The organism is Nonomuraea sp. NPDC003804 (genome assembly GCF_040610675.1).
Lineage (GTDB): Bacteria > Actinomycetota > Actinomycetes > Streptosporangiales > Streptosporangiaceae > Nonomuraea.
In genome coordinates this window covers 32,018-55,214 of record NZ_JBEXMT010000049.1, presented here as the reverse complement: position 1 = coordinate 55,214, position 23,197 = coordinate 32,018, and the positions used below count along the sequence as shown (strand labels likewise).

Annotated in this window: 18 protein-coding genes; 11 read left to right on the top strand and 7 right to left on the bottom strand. The window is 71.2% G+C overall.

Translation table 11 applies throughout. The annotated features are described in order from the left end of the window. Window positions 1-163: 163 nt before the first annotated feature. Window positions 164-1,816 (top strand): tetratricopeptide repeat protein, encoded by a 1,653-nt coding sequence (locus ABZX22_RS42325; RefSeq protein WP_354922013.1) that lies wholly within the window; start codon window positions 164-166, stop codon window positions 1,814-1,816. Between the two features lie 5 nt (window positions 1,817-1,821). Continuing rightward, window positions 1,822-3,021, top strand: coding sequence for an MFS transporter (locus ABZX22_RS42320; protein ID WP_354922010.1), 1,200 nt, complete (start codon window positions 1,822-1,824; stop codon window positions 3,019-3,021). On the opposite strand, the gene ABZX22_RS42315 is transcribed toward ABZX22_RS42320, so the two are convergent. From ABZX22_RS42315 to ABZX22_RS42305, 3 genes are read right to left on the bottom strand one after another with little or no spacing between them, the layout of a single operon-like run. After that, window positions 2,987-3,805, bottom strand: a complete 819-nt coding sequence (locus tag ABZX22_RS42315) for an ABC transporter ATP-binding protein (protein ID WP_354922007.1) — start codon at window positions 3,803-3,805, stop codon at window positions 2,987-2,989. The two genes, ABZX22_RS42320 and ABZX22_RS42315, sit on opposite strands and share 35 nt — an antisense overlap. Continuing rightward, window positions 3,802-4,845 (bottom strand): iron chelate uptake ABC transporter family permease subunit, encoded by a 1,044-nt coding sequence (locus tag ABZX22_RS42310; RefSeq protein WP_354922004.1) that lies wholly within the window; start codon window positions 4,843-4,845, stop codon window positions 3,802-3,804. The genes ABZX22_RS42315 and ABZX22_RS42310 overlap by 4 nt, the downstream gene beginning before the upstream one ends. Further along, entirely contained in the window at window positions 4,842-5,837 is a 996-nt protein-coding gene (locus ABZX22_RS42305) for an iron ABC transporter permease (RefSeq protein ID WP_354922001.1), read from the bottom strand. The genes ABZX22_RS42310 and ABZX22_RS42305 overlap by 4 nt, the downstream gene beginning before the upstream one ends. A 100-nt stretch (window positions 5,838-5,937) precedes the next feature. Here ABZX22_RS42305 and ABZX22_RS42300 point away from each other — a divergent pair, with 100 nt between their 5' ends. Continuing rightward, window positions 5,938-6,933, top strand: a complete 996-nt coding sequence (locus ABZX22_RS42300; protein WP_354921998.1) for an iron-siderophore ABC transporter substrate-binding protein — start codon at window positions 5,938-5,940, stop codon at window positions 6,931-6,933. A gap of 112 nt (window positions 6,934-7,045) precedes the next feature. Here the strand turns inward: ABZX22_RS42300 and ABZX22_RS42295 are convergent, their stop codons facing one another. After that, window positions 7,046-8,116 (bottom strand): PLP-dependent cysteine synthase family protein, encoded by a 1,071-nt coding sequence (locus ABZX22_RS42295; protein WP_354921996.1) that lies wholly within the window; start codon window positions 8,114-8,116, stop codon window positions 7,046-7,048. A gap of 237 nt (window positions 8,117-8,353) precedes the next feature. Here ABZX22_RS42295 and ABZX22_RS42290 point away from each other — a divergent pair, with 237 nt between their 5' ends. The 4 genes from ABZX22_RS42290 to ABZX22_RS42275 all read left to right on the top strand — a co-directional run bounded on the left by ABZX22_RS42290 (window position 8,354) and on the right by ABZX22_RS42275 (window position 12,718). Then, window positions 8,354-8,950 carry a sigma-70 family RNA polymerase sigma factor gene (locus ABZX22_RS42290; RefSeq protein ID WP_354922027.1) on the top strand — a complete coding sequence of 199 codons (597 nt, stop codon included), beginning with the start codon at window positions 8,354-8,356 and terminating at the stop codon, window positions 8,948-8,950. Between the two features lie 653 nt (window positions 8,951-9,603). After that, entirely contained in the window at window positions 9,604-10,392 is a 789-nt protein-coding gene (locus ABZX22_RS42285; protein WP_354921993.1) for a polysaccharide deacetylase family protein, read from the top strand. After that, window positions 10,389-11,918, top strand: a complete 1,530-nt coding sequence (locus ABZX22_RS42280) for a helicase HerA-like domain-containing protein (RefSeq protein ID WP_354921990.1) — start codon at window positions 10,389-10,391, stop codon at window positions 11,916-11,918. The genes ABZX22_RS42285 and ABZX22_RS42280 overlap by 4 nt, the downstream gene beginning before the upstream one ends. A 50-nt stretch (window positions 11,919-11,968) precedes the next feature. Then, the gene (locus ABZX22_RS42275; RefSeq protein ID WP_354921988.1) at window positions 11,969-12,718 is read left to right on the top strand and encodes a phosphotransferase; all 750 of its coding nucleotides are present in this window, start codon (window positions 11,969-11,971) and stop codon (window positions 12,716-12,718) included. Between the two features lie 38 nt (window positions 12,719-12,756). Here ABZX22_RS42275 and ABZX22_RS42270 read toward each other — a convergent pair whose 3' ends face one another. Continuing rightward, window positions 12,757-13,287, bottom strand: a complete 531-nt coding sequence (locus ABZX22_RS42270; RefSeq protein ID WP_354921985.1) for a hypothetical protein — start codon at window positions 13,285-13,287, stop codon at window positions 12,757-12,759. 342 nt (window positions 13,288-13,629) lie between these two features. On the opposite strand from ABZX22_RS42270, the gene ABZX22_RS42265 reads away from it, so the two are divergent. Further along, window positions 13,630-14,280, top strand: coding sequence for a DUF2461 domain-containing protein (locus ABZX22_RS42265; protein WP_354921982.1), 651 nt, complete (start codon window positions 13,630-13,632; stop codon window positions 14,278-14,280). Window positions 14,281-14,659: 379 nt separating this feature from the next. On the opposite strand, the gene ABZX22_RS42260 is transcribed toward ABZX22_RS42265, so the two are convergent. Together ABZX22_RS42260 and typA are read right to left on the bottom strand one after the other, a co-directional pair. Continuing rightward, on the bottom strand, window positions 14,660-17,218 hold the full coding sequence (locus tag ABZX22_RS42260) for a hypothetical protein (RefSeq protein ID WP_354921979.1): 2,559 nt from the start codon (window positions 17,216-17,218) through the stop codon (window positions 14,660-14,662). A 209-nt stretch (window positions 17,219-17,427) separates the two neighbouring features. Next, the gene (gene typA, locus ABZX22_RS42255; protein WP_354921976.1) at window positions 17,428-19,281 is read right to left on the bottom strand and encodes a translational GTPase TypA; all 1,854 of its coding nucleotides are present in this window, start codon (window positions 19,279-19,281) and stop codon (window positions 17,428-17,430) included. Between the two features lie 128 nt (window positions 19,282-19,409). On the opposite strand from typA, the gene ABZX22_RS42250 reads away from it, so the two are divergent. From ABZX22_RS42250 to ABZX22_RS42240, 3 genes are all read left to right on the top strand, one after another. Continuing rightward, window positions 19,410-20,255, top strand: a complete 846-nt coding sequence (locus tag ABZX22_RS42250; RefSeq protein ID WP_354921973.1) for a hypothetical protein — start codon at window positions 19,410-19,412, stop codon at window positions 20,253-20,255. A 203-nt stretch (window positions 20,256-20,458) separates the two neighbouring features. After that, window positions 20,459-22,867 carry a LuxR C-terminal-related transcriptional regulator gene (locus ABZX22_RS42245; RefSeq protein WP_354921970.1) on the top strand — a complete coding sequence of 803 codons (2,409 nt, stop codon included), beginning with the start codon at window positions 20,459-20,461 and terminating at the stop codon, window positions 22,865-22,867. Between the two features lie 56 nt (window positions 22,868-22,923). Continuing rightward, window positions 22,924-23,196: a hypothetical protein gene (locus ABZX22_RS42240; RefSeq protein ID WP_354921967.1), complete on the top strand. Its 273-nt coding sequence runs from the start codon at window positions 22,924-22,926 to the stop codon at window positions 23,194-23,196. The last annotated feature ends 1 nt before the right edge of the window (window position 23,197 follow it).

Sequence of the window (23,197 nt, the reverse complement as noted above, 5' to 3'; positions counted from 1 at the left end):
CTGGCCCACAAAATCTTACCAACCCCCCCCCTCTTCATACCGCCCCGCCCCGCCCACCACGCCCTTTGGGGGGGGGGCCCGGCCCCCCCGGCCGGCCCCCCCCCCCACGCTGCTGTCCGGACCACGAAGCCGCCCAGGAAACCCTCAAGGGGATCGCGTACACGTGACCGTCATCGACGCCGACCGGCGCATCCACGGGCCCTACACGCTCGCCGCCGCCCTCCTCGACCTGTTCGTCCCCGAAGCCGTCGAGCGACGGCCCGACCTGGTGGCCGCGCACGACATCGAGATCGCCGCCGCCGCGCCGCACCTGAAGATCCCGAGGAGCAGGTCCTCGCTGGCCGAGGCGCTCCCGCAGGCGGAGCGCATCCTCATCCCCGGCGCCCGCCGCACGTTGCGGATCGCCAACGGGCTGGCCCAGTTCGTCCGGGCCTGCCTCGACGGCGAGCGCCGCACCGTGACCGTCGACAACCTCGAAGCGGCCGACCAGACCGACACCGAACTGGTCGAGGTCCTGCGCAGGCGGGTGCCGGAGCTGACCGTCGTCGCCGGCGCCTCACGACCGGGCGGCCCCGTCCCGCCCGACTTCGACCGCTACCGCGACGAGGGGTTCCACCACGCGATGGCCGAGGCGGGGCTGGCCGCGCTGGAGGGACTGCGCCACGACGACGACCCCGAGCGGTGGATGACGCTCATCCACCGGACGGCCGGGGCCCTGGAGGCGATCGACAGGGAGGACGCGGCGTTCGACCTGTACGAGCAAGCCAGGCGGCACACCGTCGACCCCAGGCACCGGGCGTCGGTGGCCTGCTCGCTGGCCACCCTGCTGGTGCGCCACCACGACCAGGCCGTACGCGATCCCGAGACGGCCGTGGCGTGGATCAACGAGGCCATCACGATCACCTCGCTGCTGGCCGACCCGCGCGAGCGCGCCTTCCACCTCGGCTTCGACCTCAACGCCAAGGCGCTGATCGAGGTGCGCAGGAAACGGTTCGGCGAGTCGGCGCGCCTGGTCCAGGCGGCCATCGACCTGGCCGAGCGGGACCTGGCCGACGTGCACCCGATCCACCGGCTCGTGCTGTACGCCAACAGGGCCCAGCTCAGGGCGATGTCGGGCGAGCCGGAGCAGGCGCTGGCCGACTACACCCGCGCCATCGAGATCGACCCCGGCTATCCCGACTACTACCTCGACAGGGGAGACCTGCTGCGCAGGCTCGGCCGGACGGAGCAGGCGCTGGCCGACTTCGAGAGCGCCATGCGGCTCGGCCCGCCGTGGCCGGAGCCCTACTACAACCGGGCGGAGCTGCGCTACGCGGCCGGCGACCTGGACGGCGCGCTCCACGACCTCGACCACGCGCTGGAGCTCGACCCCGACTTCGCCCCCGCCTACGTCAACCGGGCCGGGCTCAGGGCGGCGACCGGGCGGTACGGCCCGGCCAGGAGCGACGTCGAGCGAGGGCTCGGCCTCGATCCCGGCAACGCGCACCTGCAGTGCGTGCTGGGCCAGATCGAGGCGGCCGAGGGCAGACCGGCCGAGGCGCGGGCGGCCTTCGACGCGGCGCTGAAGGCCGACCCCGGCCTGGTCGAGGCGTGGGCGAGCAGGGGGGCGCTGGAGTTCGACCTCGGCCGGTACGGCGAGGCGGCGGCCGACCTCGACCGGGCCGTGGCGTTGAAGGAGAACCCCGAGCTGCTGTTCAACCGGGCGATGGCGATGCGGGCCGCGGGCCGTACCGAGCAGGCCACGGCGGATCTGCGCAGGGCCGCCGAGCTGGCCCCCGACGACCAGGACATCAGAGCGGCGCTGTCGGGGGAGTGAGAGCGATGGGCGCGGGGTTCTGGCTTCTGCTGTCCGGGTTCCTCGTCTCCTCGCTCGGGACGTGGATCTACCGGCTGGCGTTGCCGCTGCTGGTGCTGGAGCTGACGGGCTCCGCGCTCGGCACCGGTCTGGTCTACGCGCTGGAGTACCTGCCCTACCTCGCCCTGGCGATGTTCGGCGGCGTGCTGGCCGACCGGCACAGCCGCAAGGTGATCCTCGTGGCGGGCGACCTCGCCGCGGGTGCCCTGGCCCTCGCCCTGGCCGTGGTGGTGACGCTCGGCGCGCCGCCGCTCTGGCTGATCTACGCGATGGCTTTCCTGCTGGCCTGTGTCGATCCCCTCTACCAGCCCGCCTTCCGGGCGCTCGTGCCGTCGCTCGTGCCCGTCGAACGGCTGGCGCCGGCCAACGCGCGCATCCACATCGGCGAGCACGCGGTCAACCTGCTCGGCCCGATGCTGGGCGGCGCGCTGGTCGTCGCCTTCGGCCACCAGGTGGCGATCTACGTGGACGCGGCCACCTTCCTGCTGTCGGCGGCGCTGATCGCGCTCATCAGGACCGCTCCGGCCGTGACGAGGGCGTACCGGTCGGTGCTCGCCGACCTCAGGGAGGGGTTCGGGTACCTGTTCGGGGCGGACCGGACGGTGCTGACACTGGCGGTGTTCGCCTTCGCGGGCAACTTCGGGGTCTGGCTGCTGCTGGCCGACATGGTGTTCTACCTGACCGCCTACCACCACTTCAGCCCCGGGCAGATCGGCGTGGTCTACGCCTTCCAGGGCGCCGGCGCGGTGCTCGGCGCCCTGCTCGGTGGCCGCCTGCTGCCCAGGATCAGGCCCGTCACCCTGATCAGCGCCGGCATGCTGCTGGAGGGCGTGTCCATCCTGGCGATGATCCCGGCCCGCGGGCCGCTGCTGATCGGGCTGGCATGGATGGGGCAGTTCGCCGCGGCGGGCGTGGGCATCGTGGCCCTCATGACCGTACGGCAGCGCCTCATCCCCGACCACCTGCTGGGCCGGGTGCTGGGCACCGCCCGCATGATCGCTTTCCTGGCCATCCCGCTGGCCGCGCTGACCGCGGGGGTCTTCGAGTCGGCCGTGCACGACGCGTACGCGCTCATGGCGTTCGCGGGAGCGGTCAGCCTCTTGATCGCCCTGGCGGCGGCGAGGTCGCCGCTCAGAAACGTGGTTCTGGAGCCAGCCGCTCCCTGACCGGCACCCTGGTGCCGATGGGGACGACGAGCGGGGTGCCGGCGACCGGGTCGTCGATCACCATCGCGTCCAGCTCGAACACCTCGCGCAGCAGGTCCTCCGTCAGCACCTCGTGCGGCGTGCCGGCGGCGACGACCCGTCCGGCGCGCATGGCGACCAGGCGGTCGGTGTAGCGGGCGGCCAGGTTGAGGTCGTGCAGCACCATGACGATGGTCCGGCCGGCCTCGGTGTGCAGGTGCCGTACCAGCTCCAGCACCTCCACCTGGTGTGCCAGGTCGAGGAAGGTGGTCGGCTCGTCGAGCAGCAGCAGGTCGGTGCCCTGGGCCAGAGCCATGGAGATCCAGGCGCGCTGCCGCTGGCCGCCCGACAGCTCGTCCAGCGGGCGCTCGGCCAGGTCGGCCAGGCCCGTCATCGCCAGCGCCCTGGCGACCGACGACTCGTCGTCGGACGACCACTGGCGGTACCACGTCTGGTGCGGGTGCCTGCCCCTGGCCACCAGGTCGGAGACCGTCAGGCCCTCCGGAGCGGTGGGGGACTGGGGCAGCATGCCGAGGACCTTGGCGACCTCGCGGGTGGGCATCCGGTCGATGCGCTTGCCGTCGAGCAGCACCTCACCGCCCGAGGGCTTCAGCAGGCGGCCGAGGGCGCGCAGCAGGGTGGACTTGCCGCAGCCGTTCGGCCCGATGATCGTGGTCACGGTGCCCGTCTCGACGCCGAGGTCGAGCCCGTCCACGATGACGCGCTCGCCGTAGCCGAGCCTCACGTTCACGGCCTGGAGCCTCATGTGCGTGCCCTCCAGATGAGGTGGATCAGGTACGGCGCGCCCAGCACCGCGGTCACGACGCCGACGGGCAGCTCGATGGGGGAGAAGGCGACACGGGCGATCAGGTCGGCGGCGGCGGTGAGCAGCGCGCCCACGACCGCCGAGGACACCAGCGGCGGCTGCGCCGACCTGGCCAGGCGCAGGGCGATCTGCGGCGCCGCCAGCGCGACGAAGGCGATGGGGCCGGCCGAGGCGGTGGAGACGGCGGCCAGCAGCACGGCGGCCAGGAGCATCAGGCCGCGTGCCAGGTTCATCCGCACGCCGAGCGAGGTGATCGTGTCGTCGCCGTAGCGCAGCGCGTCGAGGGAGCGGGTGCCGAGCAGGGTCAGCGGGACCAGCACCGCCACCGCGATCGCGACGGGATGGACATGCTCCCACCCGCGGCCGTTGAGCGAGCCGGCGATCCAGACCATGGCCCTGCCGGTGTCGTTGACGTCGCCGACCGTCAGCAGCCAGAACTTCACGTTCGTGAACACCGCGGCCACACCGATGCCGACCAGGACCAGGCGGTAGCCGTCGAGGCCGCGCCGCCACGCCAGGGCGTAGACGATCGAGGCGCCCAGCAGGCCGCCCAGCAGGGCGAGCGCCGGGATGCCGATGCTGGCAAGCAGGCCGCTGACGCCGCCGTAGGCGCTGCCCGACAGCACGACGCCCGCCACCACGGTGACGGAGGCGCCGGTGGTGACGCCCAGGATCTCGGGGCTGGCCAGCGGGTTGCGGGCGATGGACTGCGTGATCGCGCCGGCGAGGGCGAGCGCCGCGCCGACGAGCGCGCCGGTCAGCGCGCGGGGCAGGCGCAGGTCCATGACGACGAAGTGGTTGGCGCTGCCGGTGTCGACCACCGCCCTGGCGACCTCGGCCAGCGTCATCGGGATGTCGCCGATACGCATGTTCAGCGCCATGACCAGCAGGACCAGGGCCAGCCCGACGACGCTGACGGCGGCGCCGCGCAGCCGTACCCGCCAGGACAGGCCGCCGATCCTCAACGCGAGAGACGTCACAGCCGCACCGGCTTCCTGCGCCGGACCAGCGCGACGAAGAAGGGGGCGCCCATCAGCGCGAGCACCACGCCCACCTCCAGCTCGCCCGGCGGGGCGACCACCCGGCCGATCACGTCGGCCACCAGCAGCAGCGCGGCCCCCACCAGGCCGGAGAACGGCAGCAGCCACCGGTGGTCGGTGCCCGACAGCGGGCGGGCCAGATGGGGGACGATGAGCCCGATGAAGGACAGCGAGCCGCAGGCCGCGACCGTGGCACCCGACAGCAGGGTGACGGCGGCGATGCCGACGCCCCTGGTGAGGGCGATGTTCTGGCCGAGGCTGCGGGCGACGTCCTCCCCGAGGGAGAGGGCGTTGAGCCCCGGCGCGTTGATCATCGCGAGCACGAGGCCGACGAGGATGAACGGCACGACCTGCCAGACGACATCCGCCCCCCTGGCGGCGACCGAACCGGACTGCCAGAACCGGAAGACGTCCATGGCCTGCTCGTCCACCAGGACCAGCGCCGAGGTGAGCGCGTAGAGGAAGGCGCTGACGGCGGTGCCCGCGAGAGCGAGCGTGACCGGGGTGGGGCCGCCGCGCCCGCCCACCATGCCGAGCGCGAACACGCCCGCGCTGGCGATCAGCGCCCCGGCCAGGCCGAACCAGATGTAGGCGTACAGGCTCGTCGCGCCCAGGAAGACGATGCTCGCCACCATCGCGAACGCCGCGCCCTGGGTGACGCCGAGCAGGCCGGGGTCGGCCAGCGGGTTGCGGGTGTGGCCCTGCATCAGCGCGCCCGCCACACCCAGCGCGATCCCGGCGAGGATGCCGAGCGCGGTACGCGGCACGCGCAGCGAGCGGATCACGATGTCGTTCTCGGTGCCGGTGGGGGACACCAGCGCGTGCCACGCGTCGGCGGGCGGCACCGGCTTGGACCCGATCGTGATGCTCATCACGGCGGCGACCGCGACGACGGCGAGAAGCCCGCAGAACACCGCACTGCGTCGTCCCACGTGCCTTTCCTTCCTTGTTGCCGGCCCCGGTGAAGTATGCCAGCTTAGGCATAGCTAATCTAAATGAGGTTTGCCTTACCTAAACCTGGAGAGAGATCCGATGAACGCGTTGCGCGCTGTGGCCATGGGCGTGGCGGGAGCCGTACTGAGCCTGGGCATGGCCGCCTGCGGCTCGACCACCACCCCGGCGGACCAGCCCGCGGGCACGCAGTCGGCGGGGGCCGCGCCCTTCCGCGTGATCAAGCACGCCATGGGCGAGACGAAGATCCCCGCGCAGCCCAAGCGCGTCGTCGCGCTGGACCAGAGCTTCGTCGACGCGGTGCTCACGCTGGAGACCCCGGTCGTCGGCTACACCACCTACCGCTCCATCGACGACAAGCTGCCCGACTACCTCGGCGAGGTGGCCCAGCAGTACGGCAAGGAGGCCACCCCCGTCGGCACGCTGGAGCAGCCGAGCCTCGAGAAGATCATGGCGCTCAAGCCCGACCTGATCGTCTCGGCCAAGGTCAGGCACGAGGCCCTCTACAGCAAGCTGTCGCAGATCGCGCCGACCGTGTTCAGTGAGACCACCGGCGCCATCTGGAAGGAGAACATCCGCCTCATGGGCCAGGCGCTCGGCAAGGAGGACCTCGCCGACACCAGGATCAAGGCCTTCGAGGAGCGCGCGGCCACCATCGGCGACGAGATCAAGAAGAAGGACGGCGCGCTGCCGACCGTCTCCGTCGTCCGCTTCGCCGGCGAGCCGACCACCCGCCTGTACGTCGAGAACTCCTACTCCGGGATCGTGCTGAAGGACGTGGGCTTCACCCGTCCCGCCGACCAGCCGAAGGACCCCAAGGCGATCGCCGTCGACATCAGCCAGGAGCGCATCGCCGAGTTCGACGCCGACCACATCTTCGTCTCCACCTACGCCGACCCGTCGGCCGAGGCGCCGAAGCAGCAGTTCGTGAGCAACCCCCTGTGGGGCAAGCTCAAGGGGAAGAAGCACGACGTGGCCGACGCCACGTGGATGAGCGCGGTCGGCATCCAGGGCGCCCATTCCATGCTGGACGACATCGCGAAGATCTTCGGCGTGGACCCGGCGCGGTCCGCCTGACCCTCCGCTCCCGCACGCGGCCCCGCGCCACCTCCGGCGCGGGGCCGTCGCGCTCTTCCGGGGCCCCGTCAGGTTTTCCGGGGACTCTGTCAGTTTTTTCCGGGGACTCTCGTCAGGAGGACAGGAACGCCCGGAAGGCGGCCAGATCCGGCTGGACGTCGATGCCCTGGGCGGCCAGCCACGCGTCGTCGCCGTAGGTGCCGCGGTAGCGGTCGCCGCTGTCGCAGATCAGCGTCACCAGGCTGCCGTGCTCGCCCTGGGCCCGCATCTCGGTGATGAGCCGCACGGCCGCCGCCACGTTGGTGCCGGTCGAGCCGCCCACGTCGCGCCCGGTGACCTGGCGCACCCACCGCATGGCGGCGATCGAGGCCGCGTCGGGCACCCTGATCATCCGGTCGATCACGCCGGGCAGGAACGACGGCTCCACGCGCGGCCGCCCGATGCCCTCGATCCGCGAGCCCGGCGCGCCCTCCTCCTCGCCCGACACCCACGACGGGTAGAACGCCGAGCCCGCCGGGTCGACGACCGCCAGCCGCGTGCTGTAGCGGCGGTAGCGGATGTAGCGCCCGATCGTGGCGGAGGTGCCGCCGGTGCCCGCCCCCACCACGATCCACTCAGGCTCGGGGTAGGGCTCCATGGACATCTGCGCGTAGATCGACTCGGCGATGTTGTTGTTGCCGCGCCAGTCGGTGGCCCGCTCGGCATAGGTGAACTGGTCCATGAAGTGGCCGCCGGTCTCGGTGGCGATCCGGTGCGACTCGGCGTAGATCGCTGAGGGGTCGTCGACCAGGTGGCACTTGCCGCCGTAGAACTCGATGAGGGAGATCTTCTCCGGCGAGGTGGTCGCGGGCATCACCGCCACGAACGGCAGGCCGAGCAGCCTGGCGAAGTACGCCTCGCTGACCGCGGTGGAGCCGCTGGACGCCTCGACGATCGTGGTCAGGGGGCCGATCCAGCCGTTGGCCAGGCCGTACAGGAAGAGCGAGCGGCCCAGGCGGTGCTTGAGTGAACCGGTGGGGTGTACCGACTCGTCTTTCAGGTAGAGGTTTACCCCCCAGTGCGGGGGAAGCGGAAACACATGGAGGTGAGTGTCAGAGCTGCGGTTGGTGTCGGCCTCCACCTTCCGGATGGCCTCGGCGACCCAGCGCCGGACCCGACTGTCGTGACGGTCCACGTATTCCATGGTCCATACGCTATCTCATGTGACTCTGCCCACAGTTAGGGCGCAATTGAGTAAAGAGTGTTACGATAATGAGACTTGTCCGGCCGTGGACGTGATGGTGCACGCCGCGAGCATACGGACCGATAGGCCCCCTGACCAGGTAGAACTCCTAACACCACCCTTACGTGTGGTTCGCGAGGATGGTTACGCCTGGGCGACTGACAGGCACCGGGGGGAGAGCATGGAGGGGGAATGTACATGATCACTATGACCGAAGAGCAGCGCCAGGACTGGTTCGAGCGCGACGTCGTGCCCGTGACCTCGCAGCTGTTCGCCTCCGCGATGCGTCTGACCCGTAACACCGCCGACGCGGAGGACCTGGTTCAGGAGACGGTGGCCAAGGCCTACACGTCGTACCACCAGTTCCGTGAGGGCACCAACCTCAAGGCCTGGCTCCACCGGATCCTGACCAACAACTTCATCAACGACTACCGCAAGAAGCAGCGCTCCCCGAAGCTCTCGGCCGCCGAGGAGATCGAGGACTGGCAGCTGCACGCGGCCGAGTCGCACATGTCCAGCGGCCTGAAGTCCGCCGAGACCGAGGCGCTCGAGCAGCTGCCTGACAGCGCGGTGATGAACGCGCTGCGCGCCCTGCCCGAGGACTTCCGCGTCGCCGTCTACCTGGCCGATGTCGAAGGCTTCGCCTACAAGGAGATCGCCGAGCGGATGGGCACCCCCATCGGCACCGTGATGTCCAGGCTGCACCGCGGCCGCCGGCAGCTGCGCGGCATGCTGGAGGAGTACGCCCGCGAGGAGGGCGCCCTCCGTCTGCCCGCACAGCGCGTGGCCGCCTAGAGCTTCCCGCGCGGGCGCACCGGCACCACGCCGGACCGTCCGCCCCTGGCCGCCCGACCGGCACCACGCCGTCGCCGCCCGTCCGCCCGTGGCCGCCCGACCGGCGGCCTGTCCCGAGCCCGTGTCCCCGAGGGGGCGCGGGCTCCGGTGTTGGACGGCCCGCGCGCAGATCGATACCAATAGCGTCGAACGGCTTTCCCGGAACACTCCGTGGTTCCATGATTACGGTATGTGTTGTCCGTTGCGGGCACTCGATCGCCCCCAAGCTGGGTACATCCCCCATGTGCGACACGTCCTCGACAGGGGGTTGCGCGTTGACTGAGTCCCGTGCGGCGATCGAGAAGCTTCACGCGGAGCTGACAGGCCTGGGTGTGACCAGCGCCTACGAGGTGGGCGACGACGCCACTCTCTCGGTGTGGATAGGACTTGTCGTGCGGTACCGCGACGGGTTCTACCGATGGCAAGAGGGTTCGGTGAAACGTCGGCATTTGGGTACGGATCCGGTTGGATGTGCTATCAGAGTGGCGCGTCGCCACACCGAGCTCCAGGCTGATATCCCAGTCTGGTGGCATGACCTGGCCAAGGGGCTACGGGGGGGCTCGGTCCAGGACTATCCGTGACGTGGTCCCCCGAGCGCGCTTTCGGGGGGAAGCATGCGGGTGTGGTCAGGGCTGCTGGCCATGATGCTGGTGGCGGGATGTGGCACACCTGCGGCGGTCAAGGGCGGCGGCGTCGTACGGCTCAGCGCGCGGGCCCCCGCCCGCGTCGACCCCGGCGCCCTGGCCAGGTCCCTGACGGCGGTCCAGCCCGGCTGGCCGCATCCCGACCTCACGGTCGACTGCAGGGAGGTCAAGTGCGTGGCGCTGACCTTCGACGACGGCCCGGGCAGGTACACCCCCTGGCTGCTCGACGAGCTCGACGACCTCGAGGTGAAGGCGACGTTCTTCGTCGTGGGACAGATGGTGGCCGCCGACCGCGACCACACGCTGCCCCGCATGGTCGCCGCCGGGCACGAGATCGGCAACCACTCGTGGAGCCACGCCGAACTGCCCGGCCTGTCCGACGAGGGCATCGCGCGCGAGCTCGGCCGTACCCAGGACGTGGTCGAGCAGGTCGCCGGGGTGCGGATGACCGTGATGCGCCCGCCGTACGGGTCGACGGACGCCAGGGTCGCGGCCGAGACCCGCAGGCTGGGACTGGCCCAGATCCTGTGGAGCGTCGACACCCTCGACTGGCGTGACCGCGTCCCCTCCGTCGTGGCCCGGCGCGCCGCCAAGGCCACGGGCGGGTCGATCGTGCTGATGCACGACATCCACCGCACCACGGTCGAGGCCGTGCCCAACGTGGTCGAGAGCCTCGCCGACAAGGGCTACCGGTTCGTCACCATCTCCGAGCTGTACGGCACGACGCCCGCGGCCGGCAGGAAGTACACCGAGCTATGACACACGGCTACGACTTCGACGGCCCCACCGTCCAGCTCGGCGTCCTCGTCGCCGACGGCGAGCCGCGGCCGCAGGCGCCGATCCGCATGCCGCTGCGGATGTTCAACCGGCACGGGCTGGTCGCGGGCGCGACCGGCACCGGCAAGACCAAGACGCTGCAGCTGATGGCCGAGCAGCTGTCGGCCCAGGGCGTGCCGGTCTTCCTCGCCGACATCAAGGGCGACCTGTCCGGCATGGCGTCGCAGGGACAGCCCTCGGACGGCCTGCTGAGGCGGGTACGGGAGATCGGGCAGGACTGGTCGGGCGCCGCGTGCCCGGTGGAGTTCTACGCGCTCGGCGGGCTCGGCGAAGGGGTGCCGCTGCGCGCCACCATGACCGCCTTCGGCCCCACGCTGCTGGCCAAGGTGCTCGAACTCAACGACACCCAGGAGTCGTCGCTCGGGCTGATCTTCCACTTCGCCGACACCCACGGCCTGCCGCTGCTGGACATGAAGGACCTGCGGGCGGTCATTCAGTACCTCGTCGACAACCCGGAGGTGCTGAAGGGCGTCGGCGGGTTGTCCAAGCAGACGGCGGGAGTGATCCTGCGGGCGCTGACCAACCTGTCGGCCGAGGGCGCCGACCGCTTCTTCGGCGAGCCCGAGTTCGACACCCGCGACCTCATGCGGGTCACCCCGGACGGCAGGGGCGTGGTGTCGATCCTGGAGCTGCCGGCCGTACAGGACCGGCCCGCCCTGTTCTCCACCTTCCTCATGTGGCTGCTGGCCGACCTGTTCGCCGACCTGCCCGAGGTCGGCGATCCCGACCGGCCCAAGCTCGTGCTCTTCTTCGACGAGGCGCACCTGCTGTTCACCGACGCCTCCAAGGCGTTCCTGCGCTCGATCACCCAGACGGTGCGGCTGATCAGGTCGAAGGGGATCGGCGTCTTCTTCGTCACGCAGACGCCCAAGGACGTGCCCGCCGACGTGCTGGCCCAGCTCGGGGCGAGGGTCCAGCACGCGCTGCGCGCCTTCACCCCGCAGGACGCCAAGGCGCTCAAGGCCACGGTCTCCACCTTCCCGCGCTCCGACTACGACCTGGAGGAGCTGCTCACGCGGCTCGGCATCGGCGAGGCGGTCGTGACCGTGCTGTCGGACACGGGCGTGCCCACACCCGTCGCCTGGACCAGGCTGCTCGCGCCGCGCTCGCTGATGGCGCCCTCGGACCCGGGCCTGGTAGGGGGGATCGTGGCGGCCTCGCCCCTGCTGCCCAGGTACGGCCGGCCGATCGACAGGCAGTCGGCCTACGAGCTGCTGGCCGCCAGGATGGCCCCGCCGCCGCCTGCCTCGCCCTCGCCCCCGCCCGCGCCCGCTCCCGTCCCCGCTCCCGGTCCGCGCGCTCCGCGGGCGCCGCAGGAGCAGCCCTCGGTGCTGGAGGCGGTGCTCGGGTCGGCGGTCTTCAAGTCCTTCGCGCGGTCGGCGGCCAGCGCGCTGGGGCGGGAGATCAGCCGCTCGGTCTTCGGTACGGCCAGGCGCCGCCGACGCTGACCCCCGCCGAGCCGTCGTTTCGCTGCCCACGGCTGGTTCAATATCCACTCATGCAGACCCACGACGTGCAGATCGACGGCGACCTGGTACGCAAACGCTTCGCCGACGGCAAGCAGGGCGGCGCCGAGCGGGAATGGCGGGCGCTGGAGCTGCTGGCGGAGCACGCGCCCGGGCTCGCGCCCCTACCCGTGGACTACGGGACCGATCTGGTGGTGATGTCGCGCATCGAAGGGACGCCCGTCCTCCTGCTGCCTGCCGTACCGGAGAAGGAACTGGTGGAGGCGGTGGACCGGCTGCACAGCGCTGTACCCCGACAGGTGCTCGACCGGGTACCGCAGCGGTTGTGGCCGGTGGAGCGGATCAGGGATCAACTGCTCGTGTGGGCCGGCCGGTGGCAGCCGCAGAATGAGCTCGCAGACCAGGCCGTCAGAGAGGGCGCGCGGTGGCTGTCTGGGTGGGAGCCAGGCGAGCGTGGGGTGCGGCCGGTGTTCGGGGCCGGTGACGGCAACATGGCGAACTTCCTCTGGGACGGCCTGCGCGTCAGGATCGTCGATTTCGAGGAGTCGGGACGCAGCGATCGGGCGACCGAGGTGGCGGAGATGGCCGAGCACGTGTCGCGCTGGGTACATGGGGAGAGCGAGCTGTGTTTCGAGCTCGACTCCGCTGAGGAACGCAGGATGTCGGAGTGTCGCAGGCTGTTCGCGTTGATGTGGGTATTCCTGCTGAAGGATGAAGGGCCGAGAAACCCGCCCGGTACGTTCATGCGAGCGGTCGGGCGGGCTCTGGATCGGCTCGGCTAGGCACGGCTGCCGGTCATCGAGATCAACCGGAGGCCGACCTAGTCAGGCTGCACGTCACAGCCCAGTGGGTACCGCACGAATTCTGGATGGGCGTCGCCGAGATCGATGCTGTTCTCATCAAGAGCGTTAGAAATGTGGAAGCGTCCCGTGTCGAAGACGAACTCCACAGCGAGGGTGTCGGCCGCCACGTCACGACCTGATGGCCGCCACTCAAGTAGAGCAACCTCGCGCAGTTCCTGGCCGACGAACGGCTCAAGCCGCTCGTCGGCGCTGGACCACGCCGGAGTCAGCTCGGACCATTCCCAGCCACTGATCGCAGCCGTCGTGTCGATGGTGTTCCAGCTGATCGACAGCTCATCGAACTTCCAGTGGCAGATCTCTACCTGGACGCCGTCGAAGTCCAAGACGACGGGGCAGTCAGCGAACCAGTCCCCGTCCTCGACGAAACGCACAATCCCGAACTCAGTCAGACGCCTGCCACCAAGCGCGGCCAGGCCCTGTCCATTTTCCTCGCGGACGGCTTCAAGTCCGACGAGAAAGGTCGGCTCGAAGCCCGAGATCCCCATCACGACAGGCAATTGTCCAGGTTCCTCGAGGAACCGACCAGCGGATATCCATCGCCAAGTACGTGGCCGCCGAAGAGCTACGCCGTGAGATCCACAAGGGCCCGCGCTGTACGGCACCATCCAGATCGACATGGACGCCCACCTGGATCTGGGCTTGGCTGCCTGAGCTCGGGTGGGGCCGGGACTGGAGTCGTTTGCCGCAGGTCGATCTCTTCGAGGGTGAGCGGGTCCTCGGACCGGCGGCTCCAGCCGCGCCTGGGTCTGGGTTTGAGTGGCGGCGCGGCGCCGATCGTCGGTTCGGGTGGCGGTGCGGCGGCTGTCGGTACCGCATGGCACCCTGTGAGGATGGGATTCACCGGCTTCCCCGACGAGGCCTTCGTCTTCTACGAGGGCCTTGAGGCCGACAACAGCAAGGCCTATTTCACGCGGCACAAGCAGCTCTACGAGGAGGCGGTCAGGGCGCCCATGCTGGCCCTGGTCGAGGACCTGGCCGCCGAGTTCGGCCCCGCCCAGCTGTTCCGGCCGTATCGTGACGTCCGCTTCGCCAAGGACAAGTCGCCCTACAAGACGCACCAGGGCGCCTTCGTCGATGCCATGCCCGGCATCGGCCTCTACGTCCAGCTGGACGCCTCCGGCCTCTATACGGCGGGCGGCTTCTACTCGACCGCCTCCGACCAGGTGGCCCGCTACCGGGCCGCCGTCGACGCGGACATCTCGGGCAAGCCATTGCAGCGCATCGCCGACACGCTGGCGAAGGCCGGCTACGCCGCGGAGGGCGACCGGCTCAAGACCAGGCCGCGCGGGGTGCCCGAGGACCATCCGCGCCTCGAGCTGCTGCGGCATCGCTCGCTCTACTTCGGGCGGCATTTCGAGCCCGAGCCGTGGGTGCACACCGTCCAGGCCGCCGACCGGGTCCGCACGACGTGGCGCGACTACGCACCGCTGGTCGAGTGGCTCTGCGCCCACGTCAGGGGCAGCGAGCTGCCGCCCCGCTGATCCGCACGCCTGTCCCGGGAGTCCGGAAAACCACCCCCGGGCCCCGGATCCATCCGCCCGCCATCCCACGAAGAACGCCCGAGCGGGCCCCGCGTCCCCTGGCGGCGACCGCCGGGCACGGCGACCTCACCTTCCTGCTGGCGACCGCCGTGGCGCGCGACCTCGCCTTCCTGTCGGCGACCGCCGTGGCGCGCGACCTCGCCTTCCTGTCGGCGACTGCCGGGAAGGCGGCCTCGCCTCCCTGGCCGCGACCGCCGTGGCATGCGGCCTCGGTTTCCTGGCGGCGACCGCCGGGAAACCGGCCTGGCTTCCTCCGGGCGGGCGAGCGGGCAGACGGGCGGGCGGGCAGACGGGCGGCGCAGACGGGCGGATGGGCGGGTCAGGGGGCGTTCTGGCTGGTGGTGGAGTCGCCCTTGAGGATCCGGTCCACCGTCTTGGTCGCCGCCGAGGTGGCCGCCGTCGTGCCGGCCGCGATCACGACGGCGACCAGCGGGGTGGCCAGGCTGCGGACGCTGCGGATGTTGCGCACCCTGGCCCACGGCTCCCCGGCCGTGAACATGATCCGCCACTCCCAGTAGAGGCCGAGGCCGATGAAGACCAGCGCGCCCTGTCCGACCACGATCGCGACCACCTGCAACTTGTCCAGGCCGCCGATGTCGGGGTCGACGAGCGACGGGACGTAGGCCGACAGTTCGGTGACCAGTGCCGCGCTCATCACGAAGAGCGCCTTGGTGACCGGCTGCGTGCCGCGCAGGCGCGGATAGAAGTATCCGTAGAGGAACCCGAAGGCGGGCAGCGTGAACATGAACCGGGAGTCGAACACCCAGCTGGTCAGCTCGACCCCGTCGGGCCAGCCGTAGATGAGGGCGAAGGGCAGCGACAGCAGCAGGCTCACCACGAACGCCGCCAGGCCGTTCTGCCAGGGCGTGCAGGCCGCCGAGGTGGCGAAGGCGGTCTCGGTGTGCGGGGGTTCGACGGTGAGCATGTGGTCGAGTTCGTGGCGCTGGCGTTCGAAGTCCTCCATCGTGAGCTCGCCGGATCCCAGTTTTCCCCTGCTCAGCCGGTAGAGCTCCTGCTCGGATCCGTGCAGCACCCGCCGGTGCAGCGCGTCCCTGACCAGCGCCCGGTGCTCGGCCCGCGAGCAGGGTTCGACGATCTGGGGCCGCGGGCCCGACAGCAGCCAGGTGGCCGCCGCCCACGCCACGAGCGAGGTGATGGCCAGCGACGGCAGCGGCAGCTCGATCACGGTGGAGTCGGGGTCGGCGCGCGGGGTGAGGTAGAGGACCATCAGGCAGACGATCACCGTGGCCACGACCGCCGGGTCGGCCATGGCGTCGAGTGACGCACCCAGCCGCCGCAGCCGTAGCACCAGCAGCGCGAACGTCAGCAGCAGCAGGCCGAGCGCGCCGCGCGTGACCTCGTTGAGCGGCTGTCCCAGCACCAGCGGGGGCGGCGTCCGGTCGGCGATCTGGTCCGGCTGGACGCTCCACGAGCCCGCGTCGAGCCATTCGGTCGGCCAGCCGAGCAGCAGCAGGCTGCCAAGCACGGCCACCACGATCGCGACGCGCGACCACGACCGGGTGGAGACGGCGATCCCGCCGATCGCGATCAGCGACCAGCACAGCGCGAGCACCAGCCGGACGCTGTCGGGAGGGAAGTAGCCGCCGCTCATCAGCGCCCGCACCCACAGCGCCAGCGCCAGGGCGCCCACCGCCACGCCAGCCGTGACCGCGGCCAGCCTGGCCACCAGGACGGCGATGCCGAGGTCGGTGCTGAAGGCCACGGCCGAGCCCGCCGCGGCCAGCGCCGCCGTCGCGGTGCCCGCGCCGAGCGTCAGCGGCGGCACCTGCCCGTGGACGAACGACCAGAACAGCATGCCGCCGGCCACCAGCACGCCGACGCCGGTGACGAGCAGCGCGTCCGTGGAGGTCCACGGCGGCCGGACGGGCACGACCCGGCGCGCGTGGCGCAGCGCGAGCATGGGCAGCGCGCCGAACAGGATCACCGGCCCCAGGTACGGCATGCCCGCCAGGAGCGTGGCCAGCAGCAGCGCCACCACGCACAGGACGGTGCCGATCGCCAGCTCGCGGTTGGGCGTCCGCCGCCACCACGAGGGGCCGAGCGCCTTGCCGAGGAAGACGGTCAGCGCGATCGCGGTGAAGACGCTCAGCACGGGCGTCCAGGAGAACGGGTCGGTCTCCTCGGCGTCGGGCCTGCCGTAGGACCGGTGCGCGAGATGGACCGAGACCGGCGCGGTGAAGGCGGTGAACGCCAGCCGGCCCGGCTGTTCCGTCTCGGGGGTCACCCGCTCGAGCTTGATCACCGTCCAGGAGGGCGCGGTCAGCGTGATCTCGCGCGCGAAGCCCGTCGCGTCCTGCTCGGTCGGGGGCAGGAAGTCCAGCCGCGGCAGCTCGTCGTCGGCGACCTGGCGCAGCATCGTGATCGTGAAGCGCGCCGTGGTCCGCGAGCCGGACGTGGTGAGCACGGGGGCGAGCCTCGTGGTGGGAGTGAGGACGGCCGCGCGGTCGTCGGTCTTCACCGCCCCGAGCCGGCGGTCGGTGAAGCCCTGGATGTCGTCGGGGAAGGGCCCCTCGGAACGCAGGAGCGTCGCCAGCAGGTCGGTGCGGTCCAGGACGAGGCGGTGGACCACGGTGATCTTCAGCTGCCGGTCGCGCTCGTCGATCCTGCCCTGCGGCACCGCCGCCAGGTCGGTGTCGGTGGCGTCGGCGATCGTCACCTCGGTGGTCAGCTCGGGCGGCCTGCGGGGGGTGTGGTCCTGCGCGCCGTACACCTCGAGCAGCGAGGGGGTGTGGGGGGTGGGGGTGGGCGCCGCGTAGGTGACGGGTCTGGCCTCGACCACGCACCAGACGATGGCTCCCACGGAGATCGCGGCCAGCGCGTACGCGACGATGCTCCTCAGCCGGCCCACAACCAGCATGATCCACGCCGCTGGGTAACGGAGGGATCACCGCAGGGCACCAGCCGGAGCACGATGACAAGAAAGCCGCGAAGGATGTCAGGTTCGCCGGAAAAGTCCGGGCAGCACGAAGGCCCCCGCGCTGTCCGGTGCTCGCGAGAGACCGGACGGTGCGGGGGCCCGAGAGGCTCCGATCCGACGGACCCCGCCCACGGGGGCGGGGCGCCGGGTCAGTTGGTGCGCTTGGCGCGGGCGGCGGCGCGCCCGCGGGTGGCGGCGTCGAGGACGACCTTGCGGATCCGTACGGTCTCCGGCGTGATCTCCACGCACTCGTCCTCGCGGATGAACTCCAGCGCCTGCTCCAGCGACAGCACCCGCGGCGGGATCAGCGTCTCGGTCACGTCGGCCGTGGACGAGCGCATGTTGGTGAGCTTCTTCTCCTTGGTGATGTTGACGTCCATGTCGTCGGACCTGGAGTTCTCGCCCACGATCATGCCCTCGTAGACCTCGGTGCCCGGCGAGACGAACAGCACGCCGCGCTCCTGCAGGTTCGTCATGGCGAACGCGGTCACCGGACCGGAGCGGTCGGCGACCAGGGAGCCGTTGTTGCGGGTGCGCAGCTCGCCGAACCACGGCTCGTAGGCCTCGAAGACGTGGTGGACCAGGCCGGTGCCGCGCGTCTCGGTGAGGAACTCGGTGCGGAAGCCGATGAGGCCGCGGGCGGGGACCACGAACTCCATGCGGATCCAGCCGGTGCCGTGGTTGGTCATGTGCTCCATGCGGCCCTTGCGGACGGCGAGCAGCTGCGTCACCGCGCCGAGGTACTCCTCGGGGCAGTCGACCGTCAGGCGCTCGACCGGCTCGTGGATCTTGCCGTCGATGGTCTTGGTGACGACCTGCGGCTTGCCGACGGTCAGCTCGTAGCCCTCGCGGCGCATCTGCTCGACCAGGATGGCCAGGGCCAGCTCGCCACGGCCCTGCACCTCCCAGGCGTCGGGCCGGTCGGTGGGCAGCACGCGCAGCGACACGTTGCCGACCAGCTCCTTGTCGAGGCGGTCCTTCACCATGCGGGCGGTGACCTTCGAGCCCTTCACCTTGCCGACGAGGGGGCTGGTGTTGGTGCCGATCGTCATCGAGATCGCGGGCTCGTCGACGGTGATCAGCGGCAGCGGGCGGGGGTCGTCGGGGTCGGCCAGCGTCTCACCGATCATGATGTCGGGGATGCCGGCGATCGCGATGATGTCGCCGGGGCCCGCCTGCTCGGCCGGCTTGCGCTCCAGCGCCTCGGTCATGAGCAGCTCAGTGATCTTGACGCGCTGGACGGTGCCGTCGGTCCTGCACCAGGCGACCTGCTGGCCCTTCTTCATCGTGCCCTGGTGGATGCGGCACAGCGCGATCCTGCCCAGGTAGGAGGAGGCGTCGAGGTTGGTGACGTGGGCCTGCAGCGGCGCGCTCGGGTCGTAGGTCGGCGCCGGGATCGTGCGCTTGATGACGTCGAACAGCGGCTCGAGGTCCTCGGAGTCGGGCATGCCGCCGTCGGCGGGACGCTCCATGGCGGCGCGGCCGGCCTTCGCCGAGGCGTAGACGATCGGGAAGTCGATCTGCTCCTCGGTCGCGTCGAGGTCCATGAACAGCTCGTAGACCTCGTCGACGACCTCCTTGATGCGGGCGTCGGGCCGGTCGACCTTGTTGATGCACAGGATGACCGGCATCTTCGCGGACAGGGCCTTGCGCAGCACGAACCGCGTCTGCGGCAGCGGCCCCTCGGAGGCGTCGACCAGCAGCACCACGCCGTCGACCATCGACAGGCCGCGCTCGACCTCGCCGCCGAAGTCGGCGTGGCCGGGGGTGTCGATGATGTTGATGGTCATGTCACCGTGCTTGACGGCGGTGTTCTTGGCGAGAATGGTGATGCCCTTCTCGCGCTCTAGGTCGTTGGAGTCCATGACACGGTCGTCGACGTCCTGGTTGGCGCGGAAGGCCCCGGACTGCCAGAGCATGGCATCCACGAGAGTGGTCTTGCCGTGGTCGACGTGCGCGATGATCGCGATGTTCCGCAGGTCGTCGCGGCTGTTCAAAGGCATGATGAGGTCTCACTCTGTGTTCGTGGAGGCTGACCGCGGGACGATGCGGCGCAACCAGTTTAGTTGATCCCGTTACACCCTTGGTGTGGTGGGAGCAACAGGGCAGACTTCACCTTGTGTCCCCTCACATGCGGCATGTCCGTAGGCTGCTGGACGAGCGGCGTTACCCGTGGGCGCACGCCTACGTCGACCGGTTGATCTCGGACTCGCCCCTCGACCCGGAGCCGTGGCTGCTGCGGGCACTGATCCTCGAGCGCCAGGGCCGCCCGAACGGGGAGGCGGTGCGGCGCGCCGAGGAACTGGGTGGCGACTACACAACGCTGAGGAACAGCCTCCCTGTTCCCCGGGCGGTCCGGCGTCCGTGGTGGGACGGCTGGGGCATGGAGATCGTGACGCTGCTCGTGCTGGGCATGCTGGTGGCGCCGCTGGTGTGGCTGGGCGAGCCGGTACGCGCCGCCGGGCCGGGCGGCTGGAACCTGGCCGTGTACCTCGCGGTGATCCTGGTGGTCTACGGCGTGCCCTGGGCGGTCGGGGCCAGGCGGGAACGGCTGAACATCCCGGCGGAGGCGCGGGCGCGCAGGGACGCCTCCAGGGCCTTCCACGCCGGGCTGGACGACGAGGGGCTGCGCCACCACGTGGGCGGGCCCGCCAGGTACCTGTGCCTGGCGGGCGTGCTCGGCGCCCTGGCCCCCGGACTGCTCCCGCTGGACGACCCCGCGGCCGCCGTACGGCTCGGCGCGGCCGTCCTCGGCGTGGCGGTGCCGGCCACCGCCCTGTACGTGATGGGCGCCGGACCGCTGCGCCGGGCGGTGCGGGTGAGCTGGGTCGTGTCGGTCAACGCCGCGCTGGCCGTGGTCTGGCTGGCGGTGTCGCTCGCCGTGCCCGGCTGGGATCCGGGCGCCTACCTCCTGGTGTGGGGGCTGCTGGGATGGCTGGCCCCGCTGCTCCCGAAGCTCATGACGCGCCTGGCCTGAGGAGCGGCACGCAGGACCGCGACGCCGTGGATCACCACGTCCGTACCACGGGTCCGGCGGGAACGGATCGAATCCCGGGAGACGGGGCCGCATGTGCGCGAAGATGAGAGCGCGCCGCTGATTGACCTCCGAACCGCTTGTGTAGCTGAGTGATCGCATGCACACTCGCGGTGACGCCTGCCCTGAATACTCCGGTTGAAGGCATGACATCGCATAACCTCCCGGTCGAACCGAATCGTTTCGTCGGCCGCACGCGTGACATGGACGAGCTGTGCGGACTGCTGCGCGATCAGCGCCTGGTCACGCTCTGCGGCGTGGGCGGCATCGGGAAGACGCGCCTCGCGCTGCGCGTGGCCGCCAGGGTGGTGCCCGATTTCCCCGACGGCGTGTGGCTGGTCGAGCTGGCCAGGATCACCAGCGCCGACCTGGTGGCGCACGAGATCGCCACCGTGCTCGGCGTGCGGGAGGAACGGTCGCGGCCCGCGCTCGACGGCCTGCGCGTACGGCTGCGCGGCGCCCGGGCCCTGCTCGTGCTCGACAACTGCGAGCAGGTCGTCGAGCGGTGCGCCGAATTGGTGTCGGAGCTGCTGGCGCGCTGTCCCGACCTGCGGATCCTCCTGACGACCAGGGAGGCGCTGCGCGTTCCCGGCGAGCTGGTCTGGCGGGTGCCCCCGCTCGACCTGCCGGACGCCCGCCATCCCGACGCCGAGGCCGTGCTGCTGTTCACCGACCGGGCGATGGCGGTGGGCACCAGGCTGGCCGGTGTCGACTTCGACGACGTGGCCAGGCTGTGCGTGGCGCTCGACGGGCTGCCCCTGGCCCTGGAGCTGGCCGCCGCCCGCACCCGGGTGCTCAGCCCCGCGCAGATCGCCGACCGGATCGGCGACCGCTTCCGGCTGCTGACCAGCGGTGACCGTACGGCTCCCGCCAGGCAGCGGACGCTGCTGGCCGCCGTGGAGTGGAGCCATGACCTGCTCACCCCGAAGGAGCGGGTGCTGCTGCGGCGGCTGGCGGTCTTCGCCGGGCTCTTCGATCTCGACCTGGTCGAGCAGGTGTGCGCCGACGAGCGGGAGCTGCCCGCGGAGGAGATGCTCGACCTGCTGGCCGGCCTGGCCGACAAGTCGCTGCTGCTGGCCGACGGGGGGCGCTACCGCCTGCTGGAGACGATCAAACAGTTCGCCGCCGAGCGCCTGCGCGACAGCGGCGAGGTCGTCTGGTTCCGCGACCGCCACCTGCGGGTGATCTGCGAGGTGCAGGAACGGTGCTTCGAGTCGGGCCTGGCGGCGCCGCGGGCGCCGTGGCCGGAGCGCCTGCCGTTCTTCGTCAGGGGCAGGAGCCTGCTCGACGACTGCAGGGCCGCCGTGGGCTGGGCGGTCGAGTCGGGCAACGCCCTGCTGGGGCTGCGCCTGGCGTACGTGGCCTCGGCGCTGCTGGCCGTCCACGGGCAGATCGCCGAGGGCGTCGACTGGTTCGAGCGGCTGCTGCGCCTCGACCTGACGGGCGTGCCGCCCGAGGTGATCGCGCTCAGCAAGGGCGCGCTCGCCTACGGGCTCGAGGCGAGGGACGACCTGGCCGGCTGCGAGCGGGTGGTCGCGGAGGCGCTCAAGGAGCAGGAGACGGTCCCGCACAGCCTCGGCAAGGGCGTCACGCTCAACGTGGCGGGGGTGCTGCTGCTGCGCACCGGCCAGTTCGACCGGGCGGAGCGGCACTTCGAGGAGGTCGTGGCCACCACGAGAGCGCACGACGACACCTTCAACAGGGTCATCGCGCACTCGTGCCTCGCCGTCCTCGCGGGCGTCAGGGGCCAGCTGCGCCTGGCGCAACGGCACGCGGGCGAGGCGCTGTCGGTCGCCAGGGAGAACGGCCACCCGTGGCACGTCGCGATGGCGACCAGCCAGCTCGCCGCGGTGGCCGAATGGCGCGGCGACACCGAGGCGGCGGTGAGCCACTACCGCGAGGCCGCCGCGATCTTCGGCGACCTCGACAACAGGGTGGAGATGGAGCGCTGCCTGGTCATGGTCGCCAAGGCCGCGGTGGGCCGCAGGGACCACGCCATGGCCAGGGAACTGCTGGCCGAGTGCCTGGAACTGGCGCGGCGGACGGGTCAGCGGCTCGGCGTCGCGCGCGTGCTGCGGGTGCTGTCACGGCTGGCCGACGTCGAGGGCGACCTGGGGTCGGCCGTGCTGTGCTCGGGGGCGGCGACCGCGCTCGCCGAGGAGATGGGCGAGCCGACCGGCTCGGGCCGGATCGAGGACCTGCTCGCCCGCGCCCGCGACAAGCTCGGCGAGGGCCGTACGGCGCTGCAGTGGTCGAGGGGCAGGCAGCTCGACCCGGTCGAGGTCGCGCGCCTGGTGCTGGAGGGCGGGGGAGCGGCGGGGAGCCTGCCGGCCCCGGCCGTGGCCGAGGTGCCGCACCCGGTGCTCACCGCCCGCGAGCAGGAGATCGCCGGCCTGCTCACCCGCGGCCTGTCCAACAAAGGCATCGCCGACGAGCTGGTCATCAGCCCCGCCACCGTCGCCCGGCACATCGCCAACATCATGGAGAAGCTCGGCTTCACCTCGCGCGCGCAGATCGCGCTCTGGGCCGTGGAGCACGGCCTGGGTTCTGCATAGCGGTCTGCATATTACGCCCCATGTGCGGGCGAAGCGTGCTCCCTAGCCTGAGTCGCATGAGCACAGAAGACCTGCTCCGGCGCCGCGGGCTGCGCCCTGGCGACCGGGTGGTCGTCTGCCTGCCCCGGGGAGCGGATCTCGACGCGGCGGTGGACGGCGCGATCGCCGTGGGGGCCATCGTCACCGTGCTGCCCGCCGGCGTCGAGGTGGGCGAGCACATCCGGCAGAGCGCCGCGCGCATCATGATCTCCGACTCGGACGACGCCATCAAGGCCGCCGAGGACTCCCGCATCAGGCAGGTCATCGGGAGCGCCGAGCTCCGTCAGTAGG

Coding starts and splice junctions, on each gene's coding strand:
- ABZX22_RS42250 (WP_354921973.1), top strand. CDS start 19,410: ATGCGGCATGTCCGTAGGCTGCTGGACGAGCGGCGTTACCCGTGGGCG.
- ABZX22_RS42295 (WP_354921996.1), bottom strand. CDS start 8,116: ATGGAATACGTGGACCGTCACGACAGTCGGGTCCGGCGCTGGGTCGCC.
- ABZX22_RS42290 (WP_354922027.1), top strand. CDS start 8,354: ATGATCACTATGACCGAAGAGCAGCGCCAGGACTGGTTCGAGCGCGAC.
- typA (WP_354921976.1), bottom strand. CDS start 19,281: ATGCCTTTGAACAGCCGCGACGACCTGCGGAACATCGCGATCATCGCG.
- ABZX22_RS42245 (WP_354921970.1), top strand. CDS start 20,459: ATGACATCGCATAACCTCCCGGTCGAACCGAATCGTTTCGTCGGCCGC.
- ABZX22_RS42320 (WP_354922010.1), top strand. CDS start 1,822: ATGGGCGCGGGGTTCTGGCTTCTGCTGTCCGGGTTCCTCGTCTCCTCG.
- ABZX22_RS42300 (WP_354921998.1), top strand. CDS start 5,938: ATGAACGCGTTGCGCGCTGTGGCCATGGGCGTGGCGGGAGCCGTACTG.
- ABZX22_RS42265 (WP_354921982.1), top strand. CDS start 13,630: ATGGGATTCACCGGCTTCCCCGACGAGGCCTTCGTCTTCTACGAGGGC.
- ABZX22_RS42240 (WP_354921967.1), top strand. CDS start 22,924: ATGAGCACAGAAGACCTGCTCCGGCGCCGCGGGCTGCGCCCTGGCGAC.
- ABZX22_RS42260 (WP_354921979.1), bottom strand. CDS start 17,218: ATGCTGGTTGTGGGCCGGCTGAGGAGCATCGTCGCGTACGCGCTGGCC.
- ABZX22_RS42280 (WP_354921990.1), top strand. CDS start 10,389: ATGACACACGGCTACGACTTCGACGGCCCCACCGTCCAGCTCGGCGTC.
- ABZX22_RS42285 (WP_354921993.1), top strand. CDS start 9,604: ATGCGGGTGTGGTCAGGGCTGCTGGCCATGATGCTGGTGGCGGGATGT.
- ABZX22_RS42315 (WP_354922007.1), bottom strand. CDS start 3,805: ATGAGGCTCCAGGCCGTGAACGTGAGGCTCGGCTACGGCGAGCGCGTC.
- ABZX22_RS42275 (WP_354921988.1), top strand. CDS start 11,969: ATGCAGACCCACGACGTGCAGATCGACGGCGACCTGGTACGCAAACGC.